This is a genomic window from Pseudomonas sp. 2957, from assembly GCF_031456345.1.
GTDB lineage: Bacteria > Pseudomonadota > Gammaproteobacteria > Pseudomonadales > Pseudomonadaceae > Aquipseudomonas > Aquipseudomonas siliginis.
On sequence record NZ_JAVDUL010000003.1, the window covers coordinates 574,310 to 596,279 of the forward strand.

The window sequence follows — 21,970 nt, forward strand, 5'->3', positions numbered from 1 at the left end:
AGTCTCGCGTCTGAAAATCAGCGCTCAACCACGGCTCACAAACACATCGGCCAGCAGTTGGTTGCGCGGCAATCCGGCCAGATACAGACGCTTGGCGAATGCGTCGACACTGGTCGTCGAGCCGCAGACTAAGACCAGGGTCTGCCGGGAAACAAGGCGCAGTTGTGCCAAAGCGGCGGCCGAGTCGGCCGCTGCCCACAGCTCGACACTGAGGTTCTCGCGCTGCGCGGCCAGTGCGGCAAGGGGCTTGGCCAGATAGTGTTCGCGTTCGTCATGGGCCAGGTGAATGACGCGGATGGCGCCTTGGTGATCCTCACGCAAGGCCTCACGCAGCACCCCGAACAACGGCCCCAAACCAGTGCCGGCAGCCAGCAGCCACAGCGGCCGGGCGTGCCAGTCCGGATCGTAATGCAAGGCACCGCCGCGCAGTTCGCCAAGGCGGATCGAGTCGCCGATCTGCAGCTGGCGTGCGGCATCGATGAATTCGCCGGGCTGGCGGCAATCGAGGTGAAACTCGAGGAAGCGGTCTTCTTGCGGCAGGCTCGCCAGCGAGTACGGTCGGGCGATGTGGCCGATCCACAACACCAGATGCTGGCCGGCGCTGTAGCGCAATGGCCGCTGCGGGGTCAGGCGCAGGCGCAGGACGCTGTCGCTGAGCCAGTCCAGCGCTTCGACCACGGCCGGGCGGCCGTCGCTGATCGGGTCGAAGGTGTGTACCTGCAAGTCTTCGACCACCTGACACTGACAAGCCAGGCGCCAACCGTCCTGACGTTGCTCGGCACTCAAGGCATCCGGACGATTGTCGGTGGGCACACCTCGGATGCATTTCACCAGACAGGCATGGCAACTGCCGGCGCGGCAGCTGTAGGGCACGGCAACGCCGTTCTGATTGAGACTGTCGAGCAGGTTGCTGCCCGCTTCAACCGTCCACTGCCGATCACCGACACGCAATTCAGGCATCGACGTTCTCCCACGCGGCGGCACAACGATTGCGCCCGTCACGCTTGGCCCGATACAGCGCCTGATCGGCACGCTGCAACGCCTCATCCAGATCATCGCCAACGGACAGCAGGGTCATGCCCGCCGATAGGCTCAGGTTGCGCACTTGCAGGCCCATTAATTCCACCTCACTGAAGGCGATGCGCAAACGCTCGCAACACGCGGTCAGGCGTTCGGCATCGCAGTCGGGCACCAGCACGACGAATTCCTCGCCACCATAACGCGCCAGCACGTCACCGTCGCGCAGACAGGCTTGGGCCACCCCGGCAAACGCCTGCAATACCTGATCGCCGGCGGCGTGGCCATGCAGGTCGTTGATGCGCTTGAAGTGGTCCAGATCGATCAGCGCCAGCCCGTGCATCACGTCGCTGTCCAGCGCGTTCAGCTCGCGCGAGGCGATGCGCAGGAAATGCCGGCGATTGAACAGCCCGGTCAGTTCGTCGGTGGCGACCAGATCTTCAAGCTGGCGCATCATCCCGCGCAGGGTGTCCTGATGCGCCTGCAAGGCAAACCGACGCTGGCGCTGACGTTGCCGGGAAACCTGGACAAAACGTGCGTAAAGCACCAGCCACGCCAAGACCATCGCCAGAATGCACACCTGCAACGCTGCGAGCGCAGGCTCGGCCAAGCGGAAGTGGTAGGCGTCCCACAGGGTAATCGCGGAAAAACTGAAGAACACCAACAGCGCACAGCGGATGAACACCCGTCGGGTGAGATGGAACAGGCCGAACAGCAGGATCAGCACGTAAAACACCAGAAACGCGCCGCGCGCTTCGTCGACATGGGCGATCAGCCACGTTTGCCAGCCCAGGCCCATCAGCACTTGCGCTTCGGTCAGGCTCGGGTCGGCGAAGCGCTGGTTGCGCCCGCTCCAGAACATGGCGAAAAGGCTCGCCTGACTGATCACTACCAGCGCGCTGCCGATGGCCACGCCACTGAGCGATTGCTGGTAATGCCCGGTGAAAAACGCCAGCCACAGCAGCAGCAGAGCCAATCCGTAGGTGGCCGCAGCGAGGGCGAAGCGTTTGAGCAAAAGGCGTTGAATGGCGTTATGGGTCAATCGTTGACTCACCGTGCGATAGGAGGCTGACCGAGTGTCCTACTCTACAGACCGGATGCCACTTTAGAGGGCCGGTCGCTAAATGACCACCGATTTTCGGGCTCGAAAATTGACGTCAAAAGTGTGGCCTACTGACACCGCCAAAAGCCCCTCACCCTAGCCCTCTCCCAGAGGGAGAGGGGACTGACCGGGTTGTTTATCCGAGTTACACCGACTTCAAACATCGCGCCGAACTCGAGTCTGGAAACGGCACAAAACAGCTTCATTTTCCTGAGCCGGACTTAGTTTTTGAACAAGATGAAGATCGGCTCCCTTTCCCCCTCGCCCCATCTGGGGGAGAGGGCTGGGGTGAGGGGGGCGATCCTGAAGTGCAAACCCGCTGTCCGATATTCGCCCACCCATGCGACCAACGAATGACTGCCGGCGCGTGTACGCCCCACCGAGGCGCGGTATACTGCCGCGCCTTTTTAGCGTCGCGCCAGCAGCCCCGGCGTGCCAGAGGATCAGCTGTGAGCCGAAAGCCTCAAGCTGCCCCATAGAATGTTCCCGTGTTTCAGAGGAGCGCGACTCATGACCGTGATCAAGCAAGATGACCTGATTCAGAGCGTTGCCGACGCCCTGCAGTTCATTTCCTATTACCACCCCGTGGATTTCATCCAGGCGATGCACGAAGCCTACCTGCGCGAAGAATCGCCAGCGGCCCGTGATTCGATGGCGCAGATCCTGATCAACTCGCGCATGTGCGCCACCGGCCATCGCCCGATCTGCCAGGACACCGGTATCGTCACCGTGTTCGTCCGTGTCGGCATGGACGTGCGCTGGGATGGCGCCACCATGGGCCTGGACGACATGATCAACGAAGGCGTGCGTCGCGCCTACAACCTGCCGGAAAACGTCCTGCGTGCCTCGATCCTTGCCGACCCGGCAGGCGCTCGCAAGAACACCAAGGACAACACCCCGGCGGTGATCCACTACTCCATCGTCCCGGGTAACACCGTGGAAGTGGACGTGGCGGCCAAGGGCGGCGGTTCCGAGAACAAGTCGAAAATGGCCATGCTCAACCCGTCCGACTCGATCGTCGACTGGGTATTGAAAACCGTGCCAACCATGGGCGCCGGCTGGTGTCCGCCGGGCATGCTCGGCATCGGCATCGGCGGCACCGCCGAGAAAGCCGCGGTGATGGCCAAGGAAGTGTTGATGGAATCCATCGACATTCACGAGCTCAAGGCCCGTGGCCCGCAGAACCGCATCGAAGAAATGCGTCTGGAGCTGTTCGAGAAGGTCAACCAGTTGGGTATCGGCGCCCAGGGCCTCGGCGGCCTGACCACCGTGCTCGACGTGAAGATCATGGACTACCCGACCCACGCCGCATCCTTGCCGGTGTGCATGATCCCCAACTGCGCCGCCACCCGTCACGCACACTTTGTGCTCGACGGTTCCGGCCCGGCCTCGCTGGAAGCGCCACCGCTGGACGCCTACCCGGAAATCGTCTGGGAAGCCGGCCCGTCGGCGCGTCGTGTCAACCTCGACACCCTGACCCCGGAAGACGTGCAGAGCTGGAAGCCGGGCGAAACCGTGCTGCTCAACGGCAAGATGCTCACCGGTCGCGACGCCGCGCACAAGCGCATGGTCGAGATGCTCAACAAGGGTGAAACCCTGCCGGTCGACCTCAAGGGTCGCTTCATCTATTACGTCGGCCCGGTTGATCCGGTCGGTGACGAAGTGGTTGGCCCGGCGGGTCCTACCACCGCAACGCGGATGGACAAGTTCACCCGCCAGATCCTCGAGCAGACCGGCCTGCTGGGCATGATCGGCAAGTCCGAGCGCGGCCCGACTGCGATCGACGCGATCAAGGACAACAAAGCCGTGTACCTGATGGCAGTCGGCGGCGCTGCGTACCTGGTTGCGCAAGCGATCAAGAAGTCCAAGGTGCTGGCATTTGCCGAGCTGGGCATGGAAGCGATCTACGAGTTCGAGGTCAAGGACATGCCGGTCACCGTAGCGGTGGACAGCAAAGGTGAGTCGGTACACATCACTGGCCCGGCGATCTGGCAACAGAAGATCAGCGAAAGCCTGGCGGTAGAAGTGCAGTAAGCCTCAGGCGTATGAAAACGGCCGGCGCATCCGCAAAGATGCCCCGGCCGTTTTTGCTTGTTCAAACCAATCGCGATAACAGAATTTCCCATGCACAGAAAATGATCTTGCGCACCTGTCAGATCTGACAGGTCCATCTCTGGCCCACTCCTGTTAGCGTCTGTCCATACGCCCTATGTAGCGCGAACGGATTCGACCATGGCCGATCAAGACCTCAGCATCACAGCTCCTTCCATCGCCAAGAGCTCATCGATCGCCACCATCGGCAAAAGCTGGAGCGCCGTCGGGCCGACCGCCTCGGCTGGATGCGAATTGCTGATCCCGCTATCGAGCGGTCGTGGCTACGACCCGCAAATACCCTTGGCAATCAACAGCCAGAGCGGTAACGGTCCGTTTGGCCTTGGTTGCCACCTGGGCCTGAGCCAGATCAGTCGCCGCACCAACAAAGGTGTTCCACGTTATACCGAGCACGATGAAATCATCGGGCATGACGGCGAGGTGTGGATGCCGGAGCTCGATGATGCCGGAGACTTGAAGTCACGCACGGAACACAGCTACAGAGACCGCCCCATTCCCGAACACAACGTCGTGTCTTACTGGACGCGGATCGAAAGCGATTTTTTCCCTGCGCGAATGCTGGCATCCGGCTGACGGTGGAGCCCCCTTCTGGCTGGTCCACGGTGCCGACGGCACGTTGCATGTCTACGGCAAAACCAGCGCCTCACGCCGTGCCGACCCCGACGACGAATCGCGCATCAGTAGCTGGCTGCTGTGTGAAAGCATGAACGCCCATGGCGAACACATCTGCTACGAGTACAAGCCCGACGATCAGCCTGACGAGCACGACCCGATTCACGACTACCGCGCCCAGCGTTATCTGCGCCGGGTGTGTTATGGCAATGCCACGGCGAGCGACCGTCTCTATAGCTGGGACACCGACCGGCCGACGGATTTGCCTTGGCATTTTCAACTGGTGTTCGATTACGGCGAACGCAGCAGTTCGCTGACGGAGACCCCGAGCTACGAAGAAGTGAACCGCTGGCGGCTGCGACCGGATCCGTTTTCCACCTATGGCCAGGGTTTTGAGCTGAGCACCCGCAGGCTGTGCCAGCAGGTGTTGATGTTTCATCACTTCCCCGAGGGCCTGGCGACAGAGGCGAAACTTGCCCGTCGCCTGCTGCTGGAATATCGACCTATCCAGAACTCTACGCCGTGGGCCTACAGCCAGATCAGCGCGGCGCACTATCAGGCCTTCGATGCGCAAGGCAATGTCGAGCATTCACCGCCGCTAGAGTTCGAATACTCGCCCTTCGAGATCAACAAGACACCTGCACGCCTGTTGGAAAACGAAACTCAACCGGGCATCGAAGACGGCGGGTTCTACCAATGTGTCGATCTGTATGGCGAGGGCGTGCCGGGTTTTCTCTGCCGCTATGACAACGCCTGGTACTACCGCGAGCCGCTGCGCGCGGCGCCTGGTACCGAACTGATCGGTTACGGCCCATGGGCTCTGCTGGACAAGATCCCGGTGGCAGATCGTAACCGCGCCGTGGCGCAACTGCTGGATCTGACCGGCGATGGGCGCCTGGACCTGATCATCGCCCGCTTGGGTTACTGCGGTTTCCATGCGCTGAATGCGCAGCGCCAATTCGAACTGTTCAGCGCGTTCGACACGTTTCCCCGGGAACACCAGGATCTGACTTTGACCATGGGGGATTTCAGCGGCGACGGCCTGATGTCAGCGGCCAGCATCAGCCACGATCGTGTGAGGCTCTATGCCAGCCTGCGCGAAAAAGGCTTTGCCGCCGCACAGGAAATCCCCCATGCATACGAAGACGACCGTCTGCCGGTATTCAGCAACTCGCGAACCGAACTGGTGCTTCTGGGCAATCTGCTCGGCAGCGACATGCCCGAGCTGTGTCGCATCCGCCATGACGAAGTCCGCTGTTGGCCGAATCTTGGTCATGGCAAATTCGGTCAAGGTCGCAAGATCAGTGCCCTGCCCTTCACCTACGACGAATTCGACGCCGCACGAGTGCGTCTGGCCGACCTCGATGGCTCCGGCGCACCCGCGCTGATCTATCTGCGATCCGAAGGGTTCGACATCTACCTGAACCGGGGCGGCAACGGTCTGGAGCAGATTCCCGTCAGCGTGCCGTGGCCCGAAAAGGTGCACTATGACCGCTTGTGCCAGGTCAGTTTCGCCGACCTGCAAGGCCTCGGTTGCGCCAGCCTGATTCTGACGGTGCCGCATATCCAGCCTCGGCATTGGCGCTACGATTTTGTTGCAGCCAAGCCCTATCTGCTGGTCAACAGCAACAACAACATGGGTTACTCCAGCAGCGTGACTTATCGCAGTTCGGCTCAGGAATGGCTGGATGAAAAGGAGCGGCTGCTGGCACTTGCGCGTGCACCGGTATGTCATCTGCCGTTTCCGCTGCCCGTGGTGAAGAAACAGGAGCAACACGACGAGATCACCGACAACCGGTTGACCCAGTCATTCACCTGGCGCGAAGGGTTCTACGACGGCAGGGAACGGGAGTTTCGCGGGTTCGGCTATTTGCAGCAACTTGACTGCGCGATTGGAGCCGATCCTTCAGAGCCTGGCTTCAACGAGCCGGTGCAAACATGCACCTGGTTTCACAACGGGCAGGAAATGAATCGTTCCCGCGAGGATTATTTCAACGCGGACGTGGACGCCTGCCCGTTGGGCGAAACCCTGTTCAGTCGTTATCACCCCAAGGGTGAAATCGATGAGCCTGTGACCCCGGAAGATGCCGACAGTCGCTATCGGATTGCGCAGGCACTGGTCGGCTCGGTCGCCCGAACGGAGACGCTTGCCTACCAGGAAGATTCGCAGGTACCTGGCGCTGCCATGCTGTACTCGGTAGAGGAAAAGCGTTATCTGGTGCGCGAGGTGCGGCCCCAGGGGCCATATGCCGCAGCCGTTCTGCTGCCCCTTCAGGCTGAAGCAATCAGTTATCAGTACGACGGCTTTATCAATGACCCGCTGTGCCGCCACGATGTCAGCCTGCGCTGGGACGCTTATGGCGCCGCGACCCATGCGCTGACGGTGAGCTATGCACGCAGGTTGACCGCCCAGAGCCCGCCACCCTTCACCGAGGACCACCTGAATCAATGGTGGTCCGACGCTCACGACGAGGCGCAGCAATACTTTTACATCAGTGAGACCCGTGCGCGTCTGATCAATCTGCCAGAGCCGCAGCAATGGCGACTGGGCTTGCCCTATCAGGAACGGGGCGATGCGCTGAAATTGGCCAAAGGTACGCTACCCGGCGAGCTGAACCCGGCACAGGTGTCTTTTGAATCCTTGAGAACGCTGCAGGATTCGCAAGAATGGGCCATCGAACGGGTACTGACTTCCCAATCCATACAGCGTTATGTGGACGTAGAGGGTATTGAACTGGAGGACGGCGTCGCCGGATTCGAAGCCCTGTCGCATTCTCTGGAGCTTGCCTTGCTGGACAAGAACGCGCTGGACGCTTACAGCATTGTGCCGGATCTGAACATTCGCGAAGCCCTCGAGGCAATTGGTTACTCACCCATGCCGCGGCTGTTCGAAACGCCGCCGAGCGAAGAACAAAACCTTTGGTCATCGCGGTTCAATCTGGCTCGGTACGGCGACTTGCAAGCGTTCTATAAAGTGCTCGATTTCAACGAAACGCCAAGCCATGGCGTGACCAAAGCCGAATACGATCAACACTGGCTGACGGTCATGCGCATGGAGTTGCCCGACGGTTGTGCCGTGCAGGTCGCGGAATTCGATTACCACGCCCTGAAACCCAAGCGAATCACCGACGCCAACGACAACACTGAAGAAGTCATCCATGAGCCTTCCGGCCAGCCGCTGGTCATCAGCTTTCACGGTACCGAGAATGGCCAACCTGCCGGATTCGACAAGCTGACCGATGACTGGACCTTGCCGGCCCCCAGTCCGGAACAGGCCATCCAGTATCCGGAGGACACTGTAAAAAACGCAGCCAGCACCCTGCACAAAAACCTGTTCAGCTGGATGGGCCTGATACCCGCCTCCACGCTTCAAACCCTGTCTATCAAGCAGGGCGATCTGTTGCCCGGCGGGCAGATCCGCGCCAGCGCACGTCGCCGGCTCGCGCAAAGCCTCAATCTGACGCCTGAAGACCAGCAATTGCTCGAGGCCATTGAACTGGCGTACCGGGAGCCGGTACACACCGTGGTGCTCAGCGCCGACCGCTATCCCTACGACACCGTCAAGGCACAGATCCAGATTGTCAAAACCTGCGTCGATGGCTTTGGTCGGGTACTGCAAACCCAGCAGAAGGTCGACCCCGGGCTGGCTTATGTGGTGGGTGAGGATGGTCAATTGCTGATCGAAGAAGGTGAGCAACCGACGCAGACACGCTGGCGCATCAGTGAACGCGTCGAATACAACAACAAAGGTCTGCCGCAGCGCCAATACCGGCCGTTTTTCGCCAACACGCACCGCTACGTCAATGATCAATCGCTGCGCCAACTCGGGCTCTTCGATCAGCTGTTCTATGACGCAACGGGGCGTCCGATCAAGCTGATCAACGCCAAGGGCGACTTTTCCCGCGAGACGTATCATCCCTGGTATCACACCAGCGAAGACTTCAACGACACCGCTGAAGAGGTGGTGTCTACGCGTGGGTCAGGCGCATGAGCGCCTCCACACATTGGCGCACGCCTTCGCTGACCGTCAGCGACGGACGTGGCCTGCCAGTCCGTCAGGTCGCTTATTTGCGTACCGTGGCAGAGGACGCAGTCAGCGCTGTTGTGACGTTTCAGGAACACGATGTGGCCGGACGTCCGGTCGCGCAACAGGATCCGCGCCTGCCCATTGCAAACACCACCACTGTTTATTCCATCAATGGCGATGCGGTGTTCACCGACAGTGTCGATAGCGGCTGGCGTTTGCTGCTGCCGGGGCCGGCCGGGGAGCCTCGGCAGCAATGGGACGCGCGCGGCCATGTCTGGCAATCGACCTTTGACGGGCAATTGCGCGTGGTGCAGCTCGAAGTGTCGGGAAACGGCGAAAATCAGCTCGATACCTTCACTTACGCCCCCGGCTCCGCCGGAGCAGACTCCAACCTGCGCGGCCGGTTGATCCAGCAGACAGATCCGTCAGGCTCGCTGGATATCACCAGCTATGCCCTCACCGGACAGGCACTGGTGGAAAAGCGCACATTTGATGATCACCAAGCGTTCACCAGCCATCAGGTGTTCAGTCCGCTTGGCGCCGTGCTTGAACAGACCGACGCCGGCGGCCATCGCAGAACCTCGCGCTATGGTCTTGCCGGGCAACTCAGGCAAATGCACTTGCAAGTGAAGGCAAACATCACGCAAGTCCTGGAGGATGCGCACTACAACGCCAATGGCCAGCTCATCGAGCAAGAGGACGGCAACGGTGTGCTCAGCGAATGGACCTACGATCCAGCCGACGGACGCTTGCGCACGCGGATCAGTCATAAGCCCGGTCAACCCGCATTGCAGGATCTGCAATATTTCTACGATCGCGTCGGCAATATCATCCGCATCGAAGACCACGCCTTCGAGCCCACCTGGTTCGCCAATCAACGGGTCGACGGCCACCGTGAATTCAGCTACGACTCCCTGTATCGCCTGATCCGCGCGACCGGTCATGACGACGCCCTGCCCCCGGACATTCCCGGTCTGCCGCGACCGCCCGACGAGCGAAACCGCCTCAATTACACCCAGACGTATAGCTACGACGATGGCGGCAATCTGACCGAGTTGCGTCATCAGCGCGACGGCAACAGTCGCACCCGCACGATGCGCATCGACCAGAAAAGCAATCGCGGGGTGCGTTGGCAAACAGGTGACGAGCCGCCGGACTTCGACATCTGGTTCGACCCGCACGGCAATCAACGCAAGCTGCGCCACGGTCCGTCATTGCACTGGAACAGCCGTGACGAGCTGGAGCGCGTGGATCTGGTTATCCGTCAGGACAGCGATAACGATGCCGAGTATTACCAGTACAGCGCGGGCCAGCGGGTCCTCAAATGTCATGAATGGTTCACCGACAAGGTCCGCCACTTCCAGCAGGTGCGTTACCTGCCGGGGCTGGAAATTCGCAGCAAGGACAACGGCGAAGAGCTGCACATCATCAGCCTCGGTAACGCGCGTTGCCTGCATTGGGCGCAACGTTCAGCGCCGATAGACGACCAGATGCGCTACACCCTCGAAGACCACCTAGGCTCTTGCGTGATGGAACTCAATGAAGACGCTGTGGTCACCAGCGCAGAAGGCTATTACCCGTTCGGCGAAACCGCGTGGATGGCGCCGGAATCGGAAATCGAATACCGCTTTATCCGTTATTCCGGCAAGGAAATGGATGTCAGCGGTTTGTACTATTACGGCGCCCGTTATTACGCGCCGTGGTTGCAGCGCTGGGTCAGTGCGGATCCGGCGGGGGATGTGGATGGGTTGAACCTGTATGGTTTTGTCGGTAACAACCCGATTCTGTTCATCGATAACGACGGTAACAAAAAAGACTTGCCGTCTGACGTCAGGCAGGACATCGCGACCTACGCAAAAGTCCTGGATAACCTGGGCAATGAGCTGCAAACGTACAATCGGCAATTGAACGGACTGTTCAGCGCTACGGACATTTCCAAACGCATGGCCATAAACACCGGCTTCAACATTGGCAAGGGAGTTGCCACCACGACAGCAGGGAAAGGCGGCGAAGCACTTGGGACGCTGATATTGCCCGGAGTCGGGACATTTATCGGAGGGATCGTCGCCTCAAAAATCTCCGGCGCGGCAATCGACAAACTCGGCGAAATTACAACTGTTTCCACTCCCGTCCTGCCCGATGCCAAAAAACTGAACCCCGAGAGCATTCACAGCAATGCCACAACAAGCATTTTAACCCCTCTGAGATACGCAAAAAAAATAGCCAGATCTTATGATCCTCGGACTTCCGAGGGAGCAAATAAGCTGATCGGAACAGTAGCCGAGAAAACGCTCAGCAAGTTTGCGCAGGTACCCGCTGCGAGTGACATGATGGCCATTGCTTACGCGGGGAAGGACACAGCCACAGCGCTGGCCGGTTTAAGGGATATCGAAATTGATGACCTCGAGACAGCGTTGGGTTTGATTATCGACATGCTTGAACAGGACCAAAGCGACATCAATGCGGCTTTCAGTGAAATCGGAGTCAACGAATTTTATGACCAAGGCCTGGTGGGCTCATTCGGTTTTGCGCTGGACCTTGCAAAAGGTAGCGTCGGAACCCAGAACTCCAGCTCAATCAGCCGGGATCGGATCAAGAAAGAAATTTCCGTGCGCATGGCTGAAGCAAGGCGCGGTATTGAGTTGATTGGCAGATATCGCCAATACAGCGGTCAAAAGACGGCGTAAACAAGTTCGCCTACCTTCAGGCAGTTTTGCCGTGGTTCTGCGCCTGGATAAATCATGAGCACCTGGCCCTTGAATAGATCAACGCATATCCATACGCCAAGCGTGCAGGTCAAGGATCCTCGGGCTTTGGTTGTCAGGCATATTGCCTATCTGTGTGCAACGACGCATGGAGAAATCAAGCCCCTGATCACCTGCCAGACTCACAACCCTGCCGGGCGCCTGCTAGAAAAACGGGATCCGCGCTTATCTGCACCCAACCTCACTACTCACTACTCGCTCAACGGCACCGTGTTGAAAATCGACAGCGTCGATGCCGGCTGGCGTTTGGTACTGCCGGGACTGGCCGGTGAGCCTCGGCAACGTTGGGACGAGCGCGGCCATGTCTGGCGATCGACCTTTGACGACCAGCTGCGTGTCGTCAGACTCCAGGTCACCAGAAAGGATGAGGAGGAAGAGGAAGAGGTCGAAACCTTCCTCTACGCCGGTGGCGCCGACACCACCAACCACAACCTGCGCGGACGGTTGATCAAGCAAACCGATGCGTCTGGTGTTCTGGCGATATCCAGCTATTCCCTCGCCGGCCAGCCGATGCAGGAAACCCGAACTTTCCAGGACACACAGGCTTTCACCAGCCATCAGGTGTTCAGCCCGCTGGGCACGGTGCTGGAGCAAACCGATGCCGGCGGCCATCGCAGAGCATCGCGCTATGGGCTGGCCGGGCAACTCAGGCAAATGGAGCTGCAAGTCGAGACGAAAGTCACGCAGGTCTTGCTGGATGCGCAGTACAACGCCAACAATCAGATCATCTCGCAACTGGCCGGTAACGGTGTCCTGAGTCAGTGGACGTATGACCCGGCCGATGGACGCCTGCATACGCGCACCAGTCAGAAAACCGCTCACCCCAGATTGCAGGATCTGCAATATTTCTACGATCGCGTCGGCAATATCATCCGCATCGAAGACCACGCCTTCGAGCCAACCTGGTTCGCCAATCAACGGGTCGACGGCCACCGTGAATTCGACTACGACTCCCTGTATCGCCTGATTCGTGCGACCGGTCATGACGACGCCCTGCCCCCGGACATTCCCGGCCTGCCGCGACCGCCCGACAAGCGAAACCGCCTCAATTACACCCAGACGTATAGCTACGACGATGGCGGCAATCTGACCGAGTTGCGTCATCAGCGCGACGGCAACAGTCGCACCCGCACGATGCGCATCGACGACAAAAGCAATCGCGGGGTGCGTTGGCTAACAGATGACGAGCCGCCGGACTTCGACATCTGGTTCGACCCGCACGGCAATCAACGCAAGCTGCGCCACGGTCCGTCATTGCACTGGAACAGCCGTGACGAGCTGGAGCGCGTGGATCTGGTTATCCGTCAGGACAGCGATAACGATGCCGAGTATTACCAGTACAGCGCGGGCCAGCGGGTCCTCAAATGTCATGAATGGTTCACCGACAAGGTCCGCCACTTCCACCAGGTGCGTTACCTGCCAGGGCTGGAAATTCGCAGCAAGGACAACGGCGAAGAGCTGCACATCATCAGCCTCGGTAACGCGCGCTGCCTGCATTGGGCGCAACGTTCAGCGCCGATAGACGACCAGATGCGCTACACCCTCGAAGACCACCTAGGCTCTTGCGTGATGGAGCTCAATGAAGACGCTGTGGTCACCAGCGCAGAAGGCTATTACCCGTTCGGCGAAACCGCATGGATGGCGCCGGAATCGGAAATCGAATACCGCTTTATCCGTTATTCCGGCAAGGAAATGGATGTCAGCGGTTTGTACTACTACGGCGCCCGTTATTACGCGCCGTGGTTGCAGCGCTGGGTCAGTGCGGATCCGGCGGGGGATGTGGACGGTTTGAATCTGTATGGTTTTGTCGGTAACACCCCGATCGTCCATGTCGACCAGACCGGTGCCTTCAAAGTGGTGTTTGACCTGATCAGAAAAGCGGTGGGTATCTTTGATCAAGCGCAAACTGCGGCGGAGCAATTGCACAACCTGACTACCGAGTTCGATGGCCTGATTCCTGAAGGCCAGAACATCGAGGAGGTGCGCAAAAGCATGACGTTCGGCAAATTCATCACCTCACGGGCCGGCATCAAATCGGTCTTTTACGGTATCGGCAAAGGCATCGCCATCGGCAGTGTCATCGGCACCGTGGTACCCGGAATCGGCAACGCCATCGGTTCCGGCGCAGGGGCAATCGCGGGGGCAATAGTGTTTCCGGTATTGCGTTACCACTTTTTCAAGAAGGGTTTGAAAGCAGCGCAGACACTGCACACCCAAGAGCTCAAGGACGGGCTGAAAACGCTGGGCGACGGCGCTGCAAAAGCCGTAGACGGCGCGAGGGCTCTTCTCGATGGAGGTGCTGCGCTTATCGACAGCATCAAGACTTTCACGGATAACCTCAACAGCTACTCCGAGCACATCCAGAAGATGTTCTACGCCCAACTGGACGCACTGGATGCAGAAAAACAGCGTCAGGTCATGAAGCTGTCCAGGAATGGTGTAGACCCGTTCGAAGCCATCGACAAGGTCATGCAAACCGCCCAGGCGACTATCGAAGCGCCAAGCGAGGCGCAAGGCGTGACAGAACGCCTGCAGCAACTGGAGCGCTCGCTCGCTGCCGAACCTAAGGCAAGACCGGTGCCGAAGCCGAGGTTGAATCTTGTGCATCGACGTCAGGTACAGGAGACAGCTGTCTAGCAGACACGGCCGGCGCGAACAGCGCGCCCGGCCACCTCGGCCCATGCTATCGTGCCCGCCCGTCCTGCCGACCTTTCATCCAGCATGCTGCCGACTTCCCGTACCCTGCGTCTGTCGTTGTATTCCCTGCTGATCATCGCCGGCACGGTCATTGCCGCGACGCTCGCGATGCGCCACGCGGAACGTCAGGCGCTGGAAGAAGACGCCGCCCGCGCCAATCAGCAACTGGGGTTGTACGCCAACTCCTTGCACACCCTGATCGACCGCTATCGCGCCCTGCCCGCCGTACTGGCGCTGGATCCGCAATTGCGTTCGGCCCTGGCCGGCCCGGTCGATGCTGCGCAGCAAGCGGCATTGAATGTGAAGCTGGAAAAGATCAATGGCGCCGCGCAATCCTCGACCCTTGAACTGCTCGATCGCACCGGCCTGGCCGTGGCCGCCAGCAACTGGCGCTTGCCCAGCAGTTACGTTGGCCACAATTACGGCTTCCGCCCCTATTTCAGCCAGACCCGCACCCAAGGCACCGGGCGTTTTTACGCGGTAGGCGTGACCAGCGGCATTCCCGGGTATTTCCTTTCCAGCGCCGTACTTGGCGACAACGACGAGTTTCTCGGCGCGATGGTGGTCAAGCTGGAGTTTCCCGAACTGGAGCGCGAATGGAGCCAGGGCAGCGACACGCTGCTGGTCGGCGATGCACGCGGGATCATCTTTATCGCCAATCAGCCGGGCTGGCGTTATCGCGCCTTGCGAGCATTGAGCGCTGATGATCTGGCCGAGATCAAAACCACCCGCCAGTACGACAAGCAATCGCTGGTTCCGCTGACCCATTTGCCGCTGCGGCGCTTCGATGACAACAGCGATCTGCGCCGGGTCGAAGGTCCACAAGGCACGGCGGACTATCTGTGGGAATCACTGCCGCTGGCGACCGAAGGCTGGACCCTGCACCTGCTGCGCCGTCCGCAAGTGGCCTTCGAGGATTTGCGCAACGCCGCGCTGGCCGCCGCTGGCGTGTGGCTGGCGCTGGTGTTCCTGTTGTTGTTCCTCAATCAGCGCTGGCGGCTGGCCAAGGTCCGTCAGCGCAATCGTGAAGAACTCGAGCGCCTGGTCGAGGAGCGCACCCGCGACTTGCGTACCGCGCAGGAAGGTCTGGTGCAGTCGGCCAAACTCGCCGCGCTGGGGCAGATGTCTGCGGCGCTGGCTCACGAAATCAATCAACCGCTGACCGCCCAGCGCATGCAACTGGCAACCCTGCGCCTGCTGCTCGAACATGGCCGCGTCGATGACGCCTACAAGGCGCTGAAACCGGTGGACGACATGCTCACGCGCATGGCCGCCCTTACCGGCCACCTCAAGACCTTCGCCCGCAAAAGCCCGAGCGGCTTGCGCGAACGTCTGGATCTGGCGACGGTGGTCGATCAATCGCTGCAACTTCTCGATGCGCGACTGCGTGACGAACAGGTCAGTCTGGTGCTGCATCTGACCCGCCCGGCGTGGGTACGCGGTGATGCGATTCGTCTGGAACAGGTGCTGATCAACCTGCTGCGCAATGCGCTGGATGCGATGCACGGCAAAGCCTGCAAGCGTCTGGAAATCCGTCTGGAGGCTGATGAACAATTGTGGCGGCTGAGCGTCAGCGACAACGGCGGCGGCATTGCCGAGGAACATCTCGGCCAGGTGTTCGATCCGTTCTTTACCACCAAACCGGTGGGTGACGGTCTGGGCCTGGGGCTGGCAGTATCCTTCGCCATCGTGCATGAATCCGGCGGACGCCTGAGCGTCGAGAATGGCGACCACGGCGCGGTGTTCAGCCTGACCCTGCCAATCGATCTGGAGGCACATATCTGATGCTCAATTCGGTGATGGTGGTCGACGACGAAAGCAGCATTCGCGACGCCGTTGAACAGTGGCTGAGCCTGTCGGGGTTTCAGGTGCAATTGTTCAGCCGTGCCGAAGAATGCCTCGCCGCGCTCCCGGAACATTTTGCCGGGGTGATCCTCAGCGACGTGCGCATGCCCGGCATGGACGGTTTGCAATTGCTCGCCGAAGTGCAAAAGCGCGACAGCGATCTGCCGGTGATTCTGCTCACCGGCCATGGCGATGTGCCGATGGCGGTCGAAGCCATGCGCGATGGCGCCTACGACTTTCTGGAAAAACCGTTCAGCCCGGAAACCCTGCTCGGCAGCCTGCGCCGGGCGCTGGACAAACGCCGCCTGGTCCTGGAAAACCGCGCCCTGCACGAACTGGCCGACAACCGCGCAAAGCTCGATGCGACGCTGCTTGGCGTGTCCCGCGGCTTGCAGACATTGCGTCGGCAAGTGCTGGATCTGGCGACGTTGCCGGTCAACGTGCTGATCCGTGGCGAAACCGGCAGCGGCAAGGAACTGGTCGCGCGTTGCCTGCATGATTTCGGCCCGCGCGCCGGCAAACCTTTCGTGGCGCTGAACTGCGCGGCGATCCCGGAGCAACTGTTCGAGGCCGAGCTGTTCGGCCATGAGAGCGGCGCGTTTACCGGCGCCTCGGGCAAACGCATCGGCAAGCTGGAATATGCCGATGGCGGCACGCTGTTTCTCGATGAGATCGAAAGCATGCCGCTGGCCCAGCAGGTGAAGTTGCTGCGGGTCTTGCAGGAGCAAAAGCTTGAGCGGCTGGGGTCGAACCAGAGCATTCGCGTTGATTTGCGTATCGTCGCGGCGACCAAACCGGACCTGCTCGACGAAGCCCGCGCCGGACGTTTTCGTGAGGACCTGGCGTATCGCCTGAACGTCGCCGAACTGCGCCTGCCGCCGCTGCGCGATCGCCGCGAAGACATTCCGTTGCTGTTCGAGACCTTCGCGCAGAATGCCGCTCAGCGTCTGGGCCGGACCTTTCCGCCGTTGACCGGTGCGCAGCTCAGTCACCTGCTCAGCCATGACTGGCCGGGCAATGTGCGCGAACTGGCCAACGTCGCGGAACGTCAGGTATTGGGGCTGGATGAACCGGTCGCCGGAATCGATCCGGGACAATCACTGGCGGCGCAGCAGGAAGCCTTCGAAGCGCAATGTCTGCGCGCGGCGTTGACCCGGCACAAAGGTGATGTCAAAGCCGTGCTCGAAGAACTGCAACTGCCGCGCCGCACGTTCAATGAAAAGATGCAGCGGCATGGGTTGAGTCGGGAGATGTTTCTGGCGGAGTGAGGCAGAGATTTGTGGTGTAGCTGCAATCCATCCCCCTCACCCCAGCCCTCTCCCCCAAGGGGGCGAGGGGGGAGGGAGCCGATCTCCATGCTTTCCCGAATCTGTATTCGACTCGATATTGCAGGTCGATGTAACCCACGAGAACACCTCGGTCAGTCCCCTCTCCCTCTGGGAGAGGGCTAGGGTGAGGGGCTTTTGATCTTCACGCGGTAAGCGGAAATCCGCTCACTCAGCCCAATCAGTCGGCACAAATCCGCTCACTCCTCCCCGCTACCCCCTCTAAACCGGCCCCTCACCCCTTGGCACACCTCCTGCTATAGCCCTGGCAGGCTGCGTTCCGACGCGCTCCACAAAAACAATTAAACGAAGGATCCTTCAATGGATAACTCCAACGCCCTGCCCCTTGGGTCGGCTGCCGTGCCGGCCAAACCGAGAACCACCGCCAGCCGGATCAAATCGATCTTCAGCGGCTCTGTCGGCAACATGGTCGAGTGGTACGACTGGTATGTGTATGCCGCCTTCTCCCTGTACTTCGCGAAAACCTTTTTCCCCGCCGGCTCCACCACTGCGCAACTGATGAACACCGCAGCGATCTTCGCCGTGGGTTTCCTGATGCGTCCGATCGGTGGCTGGCTGATGGGCATGTACGCCGACAAGGTCGGGCGCAAGAAAGCGCTGATGGCCTCGGTGTACCTGATGTGCTTCGGCTCGCTGCTGATCGCCCTGAGCCCGAATTATGAAACCATCGGCATCGGCGCGCCGATCCTGCTGGTGTTCGCCCGCCTGCTGCAAGGCCTGTCGGTCGGCGGCGAGTACGGCACCTCGGCGACTTATCTGTCCGAGATGGCGACCAAGGAACGTCGCGGCTTCTTCTCCAGCTTCCAGTACGTGACCCTGATCTCCGGGCAGCTCATCGCCCTCGGCGTCTTGATCGTGCTGCAAAACATGCTGACCACCGAACAGCTCTACGCGTGGGGCTGGCGTATCCCGTTCGCCATCGGTGCGCTGTGTGCGGTCGTGGCGCTGTACCTGCGTCGCGGCATGGAAGAAACCGAGTCGTTCACCAAAAAAGAGAAATCCAAGGAAAGCGCCATGCGCACCTTGATGCGCCACCCGAAAGAGCTGTTGACCGTGGTCGGCCTGACCATGGGCGGCACCCTGGCGTTCTACACCTACACCACCTACATGCAGAAATACCTGGTGAACACGGTCGGCATGAGCATCTCCGACTCGACCACCATTTCCGCCGCCACGCTGTTCCTGTTCATGTGCCTGCAACCGATCATCGGTGGCCTGTCGGACAAGATCGGTCGTCGCCCGATCCTGATCGCCTTCGGTGTGCTCGGTACGATCTTCACCGTGCCGATCCTGATGACCCTGCACACCATCCAGACCTGGTGGGGCGCGTTCTTCCTGATCATGGCGGCGCTGATCATCGTCAGCGGCTACACCTCGATCAACGCGGTGGTCAAAGCCGAATTGTTCCCGACCGAAATCCGCGCCCTGGGCGTTGGCCTGCCGTACGCACTGACCGTGTCGATCTTCGGCGGCACCGCCGAATACATCGCGCTGTGGTTCAAGAGCATCGGCATGGAAACCGGTTACTACTGGTACGTCACCGCGTGCATTGCCGTGTCGCTGCTGGTGTACATCACCATGAAAGATACCCAGAAGCATTCGCGGATCGTCACTGACTGATCGCACCGCATCGCTGGCAGGCCACAAAATCTGTGTCCTGCCACGAACCCTACGGGGTCTCGCGTCTGGCTGGAAATATGCGCTGGGTCCTTGCACTATGGCTGCATCCGAATGCAGCTCAGGAATCCGCTCCCCATGCCCGATGACATCCACTTCTACGAACCCGCCAACGGCCACGGCCTGCCTCACGATCCGTTCAACGCCATCGTCGGCCCGCGCCCCATCGGCTGGATTTCCTCGCAGGATGCCGAAGGCCGACTCAATCTCGCGCCGTACAGTTTCTTCAACGCCTTCAACTACGTGCCGCCGATCATTGGTTTTTCCAGTGTCGGGCGCAAAGACAGTCTGAACAACATCGAGCAGACCGGTGAGTTCGTCTGGAACCTCGCCACCCGCCCGTTGGCCGAGCAGATGAACCAGAGCTGCGCGATGGTCGCGCCTGAGGTCAACGAGTTTGAACTGGCGGGGCTGACGACCGTGGCGTCAAAGGTGATTTCGGTCCCCCGGGTCGCCGAGAGTCCAGTGTCCTTCGAGTGCAAGGTCACGCAGATCATCCAGCTGCAACGCGCCGATGGCGAAACCGTGCCGAGCTGGCTGATCCTCGGCGAGGTGGTCGCGGTGCACATCGCCAAATGGCTGCTGAAGGACGGCATCTATGACACCGCCGCCGCACAACCGATTCTGCGCGGCGGCGGGCCGGCGGATTATTTCCAGCTGGGGCCTGAGGCTCTGTTCAAGATGTGGCGCCCGGGGGCGCAGAAGTAATTACCAGATCAGCTCGGCGTCGTCAGTGACGCCCTTGAGTTTGTCCAGTTCGTTGATGGCCGCATCATCGGCAGCAATGGCGCCAGGAAACACCTGCTCATTGAGCAATTTGTGAAAGCGTGGGGCGCCGCCATCGACCAGGGCTTTGACCGCGATCGCCGCGTAATAACCCTTGTTGCCGCCCAGCTCGACGGGGACGACTGCGGAGACTGCTTCGAAGCGTTCAAACTCTTTACGTGCCATGTCGCGGATCCTGGCTCAATCAAATAAGCCGGACATTAAACCCTCAACCGGCGAGTTTGTGTATCGGCGCCGCGCATTGACCGAGGGCCTGCGCGGCGGAAACGTCCCTGAAGGTGTGGAAGTCGAGGCTGTTGACCACCAGGTCCTGGACCAGCTCGGCGAAGACTTCCATCGACGGACTGTTGAAATACGCCGTCATCATTTGCTGACTGCTCCAGTAGCCGCTGACCAGCCACAGGTCGGCGTCGCACTGCGATTGTTGCAAGGAAAAACTCAGGCAGCCGGGCGCCGCGCGCGAGACCTCGATCAAAGCGCTCAGGCGCACACCGAGTTCCGCCGAGCGCCCGGCCTGGGCACGAACGAAGGCCATATGACTGACAGGCATTTGCTTGGACATGATCAACCCTCCATGAAATCGCGTGGCAGCCGGGGGACGGGCTGCGACTGAAGCAAAGGTTAAGGGCCGGGGCGGCTGCGCCGTTAGTCGATTCCTGCCTTCGCGTTGCACAATCCTGCGAGACTGCGCAGACGACCTGTAACAACCTGTAAACCCGCGCAACACGTCTGTCATACGCGTTTTGTGTAGGAGCTGCCGAAGGCTGCGATCTTTTGCTTTTGCCTTGAAGATCAACGGATCGCAGCCTTCGGCAGCTCCTACAGAATCGTATGGCGGGAGACCTGTGCGCACCTGCGGGCAGAATCAGGCAAGCATTTGGCAGAATGTGTCTACCGCCGCCGCTTGCACAAACATATGCTCTGCTGCATTCCCCCTCACTTGCCGAGGATGCCGTGCATGACGTCATTCGATCGTTTTCAAGCCGAACCCAGCGCCGACATGGAAAAGCAGCGCGCGGAGCTGGCCGCGATCATCCGCCGCAACACCAGCGACGATGGCAGCTACCAGACCGCGATCGGTTCGCTGGTGATGTCGCGCCACACCCAGTCCCATGACTTTGCCCCGGTGCTCGCGCAGCCGGCGCTGTGCATCATGGCGCAGGGGCGCAAAGAGGTGCGCCTGGCCGACGAGTTCTTCAACTACGACCCGCTGAATTATCTGGTGGTGTCGGTCTCGATGCCGCTCAGCGGGCGCGTGGTCAATGTCTCGCCGGAAGAACCGATCCTCGCCGTGCGCCTCGACATTGATCCGACCGAAATCACCGCGCTGATCGCCGACGCCGGCCCGATGGGCGTACCGACGCGGCCGACCGGACGCGGTCTGTACGTGGAAAAAATCGACAGCGCCATGCTCGACGCGGTGCTGCGGCTGGCGCGGCTGCTCGACGCGCCGAAAGACATCGCCATGCTCGCGCCACTGATTCGCCGGGAGATTCTCTATCGCCTGCTGCGCAGCCCACAGGGCCATCGTCTGTATGAGATTGCGATTGCCAACAGTCAGAGCCATCGCATCAGCCAGGCCATCAAATGGCTCAACGGCAATTTCGAGCAACCACTGCGCATCGATGATCTGGCGCGGGAAGTGAACCTCAGCGTGTCGACGTTGCATCATCGCTTCAAGGCGATGACTGCGATGAGTCCGTTGCAGTATCAAAAACAGTTGCGCCTGCAAGAGGCGCGTCGGCTGATGTTGACCGAAGGGCTGGAAGCGTCGGCGGCGGGGTATCGGGTGGGCTATGAAAGTCCGTCGCAGTTCAGCCGTGAGTACAGCCGACTGTTTGGTGCGCCACCGTTGCGGGACCTGGCGCGGTTGCGGCTGTCGGTGTAACTCCATAGAAGCCCCTCACCCTAGCCCTCTCCCAGAGGGAGAGGGAACCGATTGGGGGATATTGGAGAGGTTCAGCGACTTGCGATATCGGTGCTG

At 60.3% G+C, this 21,970-nt stretch carries 14 protein-coding genes; 10 read left to right on the forward strand and 4 right to left on the reverse strand.

Features of this window, described 5'->3' with window-relative positions:
- Positions 1 to 24: 24 nt before the first annotated feature.
- Both J2Y39_RS13060 and J2Y39_RS13065 read right to left on the reverse strand, forming a co-directional pair.
- A complete protein-coding gene (locus J2Y39_RS13060) occupies positions 25 to 960 on the reverse strand; it encodes an iron-sulfur-binding ferredoxin reductase (protein ID WP_310218059.1) in 936 nt (311 codons plus the stop codon).
- Positions 953 to 2,059: a diguanylate cyclase gene (locus tag J2Y39_RS13065; protein ID WP_073471934.1), complete on the reverse strand. Its 1,107-nt coding sequence runs from the start codon at positions 2,057 to 2,059 to the stop codon at positions 953 to 955. The genes J2Y39_RS13060 and J2Y39_RS13065 overlap by 8 nt, the downstream gene beginning before the upstream one ends.
- A gap of 570 nt (positions 2,060 to 2,629) precedes the next feature.
- Here J2Y39_RS13065 and J2Y39_RS13070 point away from each other — a divergent pair.
- The 9 genes from J2Y39_RS13070 (at position 2,630) to J2Y39_RS13110 (ending at position 19,908) form a co-directional block, all read left to right on the forward strand.
- Positions 2,630 to 4,153 carry a fumarate hydratase gene (locus J2Y39_RS13070; protein WP_016773454.1) on the forward strand — a complete coding sequence of 508 codons (1,524 nt, stop codon included), beginning with the start codon at positions 2,630 to 2,632 and terminating at the stop codon, positions 4,151 to 4,153.
- A gap of 198 nt (positions 4,154 to 4,351) precedes the next feature.
- Positions 4,352 to 4,804: a SpvB/TcaC N-terminal domain-containing protein gene (locus tag J2Y39_RS13075; protein ID WP_310218063.1), complete on the forward strand. Its 453-nt coding sequence runs from the start codon at positions 4,352 to 4,354 to the stop codon at positions 4,802 to 4,804.
- Positions 4,805 to 4,823: 19 nt separating this feature from the next.
- The gene (locus J2Y39_RS13080; protein ID WP_310218419.1) at positions 4,824 to 8,834 is read left to right on the forward strand and encodes a SpvB/TcaC N-terminal domain-containing protein; all 4,011 of its coding nucleotides are present in this window, start codon (positions 4,824 to 4,826) and stop codon (positions 8,832 to 8,834) included.
- 134 nt (positions 8,835 to 8,968) lie between these two features.
- Entirely contained in the window at positions 8,969 to 11,557 is a 2,589-nt protein-coding gene (locus J2Y39_RS13085; RefSeq protein WP_310218065.1) for an RHS repeat-associated core domain-containing protein, read from the forward strand.
- 54 nt (positions 11,558 to 11,611) lie between these two features.
- On the forward strand, positions 11,612 to 14,272 hold the full coding sequence (locus J2Y39_RS13090; protein WP_310218069.1) for an RHS repeat-associated core domain-containing protein: 2,661 nt from the start codon (positions 11,612 to 11,614) through the stop codon (positions 14,270 to 14,272).
- 84 nt (positions 14,273 to 14,356) lie between these two features.
- A complete protein-coding gene (locus tag J2Y39_RS13095) occupies positions 14,357 to 16,117 on the forward strand; it encodes an ATP-binding protein (RefSeq protein WP_310218072.1) in 1,761 nt (586 codons plus the stop codon).
- Positions 16,117 to 17,445, forward strand: coding sequence for a sigma-54 dependent transcriptional regulator (locus J2Y39_RS13100; RefSeq protein ID WP_016773449.1), 1,329 nt, complete (start codon positions 16,117 to 16,119; stop codon positions 17,443 to 17,445). The genes J2Y39_RS13095 and J2Y39_RS13100 overlap by 1 nt, the downstream gene beginning before the upstream one ends.
- Positions 17,446 to 17,823: 378 nt before the next feature.
- Positions 17,824 to 19,143 (forward strand): MFS transporter, encoded by a 1,320-nt coding sequence (locus J2Y39_RS13105; RefSeq protein ID WP_024014128.1) that lies wholly within the window; start codon positions 17,824 to 17,826, stop codon positions 19,141 to 19,143.
- A gap of 135 nt (positions 19,144 to 19,278) precedes the next feature.
- Positions 19,279 to 19,908, forward strand: coding sequence for a flavin reductase family protein (locus tag J2Y39_RS13110; RefSeq protein ID WP_071173402.1), 630 nt, complete (start codon positions 19,279 to 19,281; stop codon positions 19,906 to 19,908).
- On the opposite strand, the gene J2Y39_RS13115 is transcribed toward J2Y39_RS13110, so the two are convergent.
- A complete protein-coding gene (locus J2Y39_RS13115) occupies positions 19,909 to 20,151 on the reverse strand; it encodes a hypothetical protein (protein WP_041479831.1) in 243 nt (80 codons plus the stop codon).
- Between the two features lie 43 nt (positions 20,152 to 20,194).
- Positions 20,195 to 20,548 carry a putative quinol monooxygenase gene (locus J2Y39_RS13120; RefSeq protein WP_056789930.1) on the reverse strand — a complete coding sequence of 118 codons (354 nt, stop codon included), beginning with the start codon at positions 20,546 to 20,548 and terminating at the stop codon, positions 20,195 to 20,197.
- A gap of 396 nt (positions 20,549 to 20,944) precedes the next feature.
- Here J2Y39_RS13120 and J2Y39_RS13125 point away from each other — a divergent pair, with 396 nt between their 5' ends.
- A complete protein-coding gene (locus J2Y39_RS13125) occupies positions 20,945 to 21,874 on the forward strand; it encodes an AraC family transcriptional regulator (RefSeq protein WP_016773445.1) in 930 nt (309 codons plus the stop codon).
- Positions 21,875 to 21,970: the final 96 nt, after the last annotated feature.

What these genes read in the sequence shown, in the direction of transcription:
- J2Y39_RS13120 (WP_056789930.1), bottom strand. Translation starts at nt 20,548, where the DNA reads ATGTCCAAGCAAATGCCTGTCAGTCATATGGCCTTCGTTCGTGCCCAG.
- J2Y39_RS13125 (WP_016773445.1), top strand. Translation starts at nt 20,945, where the DNA reads ATGACGTCATTCGATCGTTTTCAAGCCGAACCCAGCGCCGACATGGAA.
- J2Y39_RS13070 (WP_016773454.1), top strand. Translation starts at nt 2,630, where the DNA reads ATGACCGTGATCAAGCAAGATGACCTGATTCAGAGCGTTGCCGACGCC.
- J2Y39_RS13115 (WP_041479831.1), bottom strand. Translation starts at nt 20,151, where the DNA reads ATGGCACGTAAAGAGTTTGAACGCTTCGAAGCAGTCTCCGCAGTCGTC.
- J2Y39_RS13105 (WP_024014128.1), top strand. Translation starts at nt 17,824, where the DNA reads ATGGATAACTCCAACGCCCTGCCCCTTGGGTCGGCTGCCGTGCCGGCC.
- J2Y39_RS13100 (WP_016773449.1), top strand. Translation starts at nt 16,117, where the DNA reads ATGCTCAATTCGGTGATGGTGGTCGACGACGAAAGCAGCATTCGCGAC.
- J2Y39_RS13095 (WP_310218072.1), top strand. Translation starts at nt 14,357, where the DNA reads ATGCTGCCGACTTCCCGTACCCTGCGTCTGTCGTTGTATTCCCTGCTG.
- J2Y39_RS13060 (WP_310218059.1), bottom strand. Translation starts at nt 960, where the DNA reads ATGCCTGAATTGCGTGTCGGTGATCGGCAGTGGACGGTTGAAGCGGGC.
- J2Y39_RS13090 (WP_310218069.1), top strand. Translation starts at nt 11,612, where the DNA reads ATGAGCACCTGGCCCTTGAATAGATCAACGCATATCCATACGCCAAGC.
- J2Y39_RS13075 (WP_310218063.1), top strand. Translation starts at nt 4,352, where the DNA reads ATGGCCGATCAAGACCTCAGCATCACAGCTCCTTCCATCGCCAAGAGC.
- J2Y39_RS13110 (WP_071173402.1), top strand. Translation starts at nt 19,279, where the DNA reads ATGCCCGATGACATCCACTTCTACGAACCCGCCAACGGCCACGGCCTG.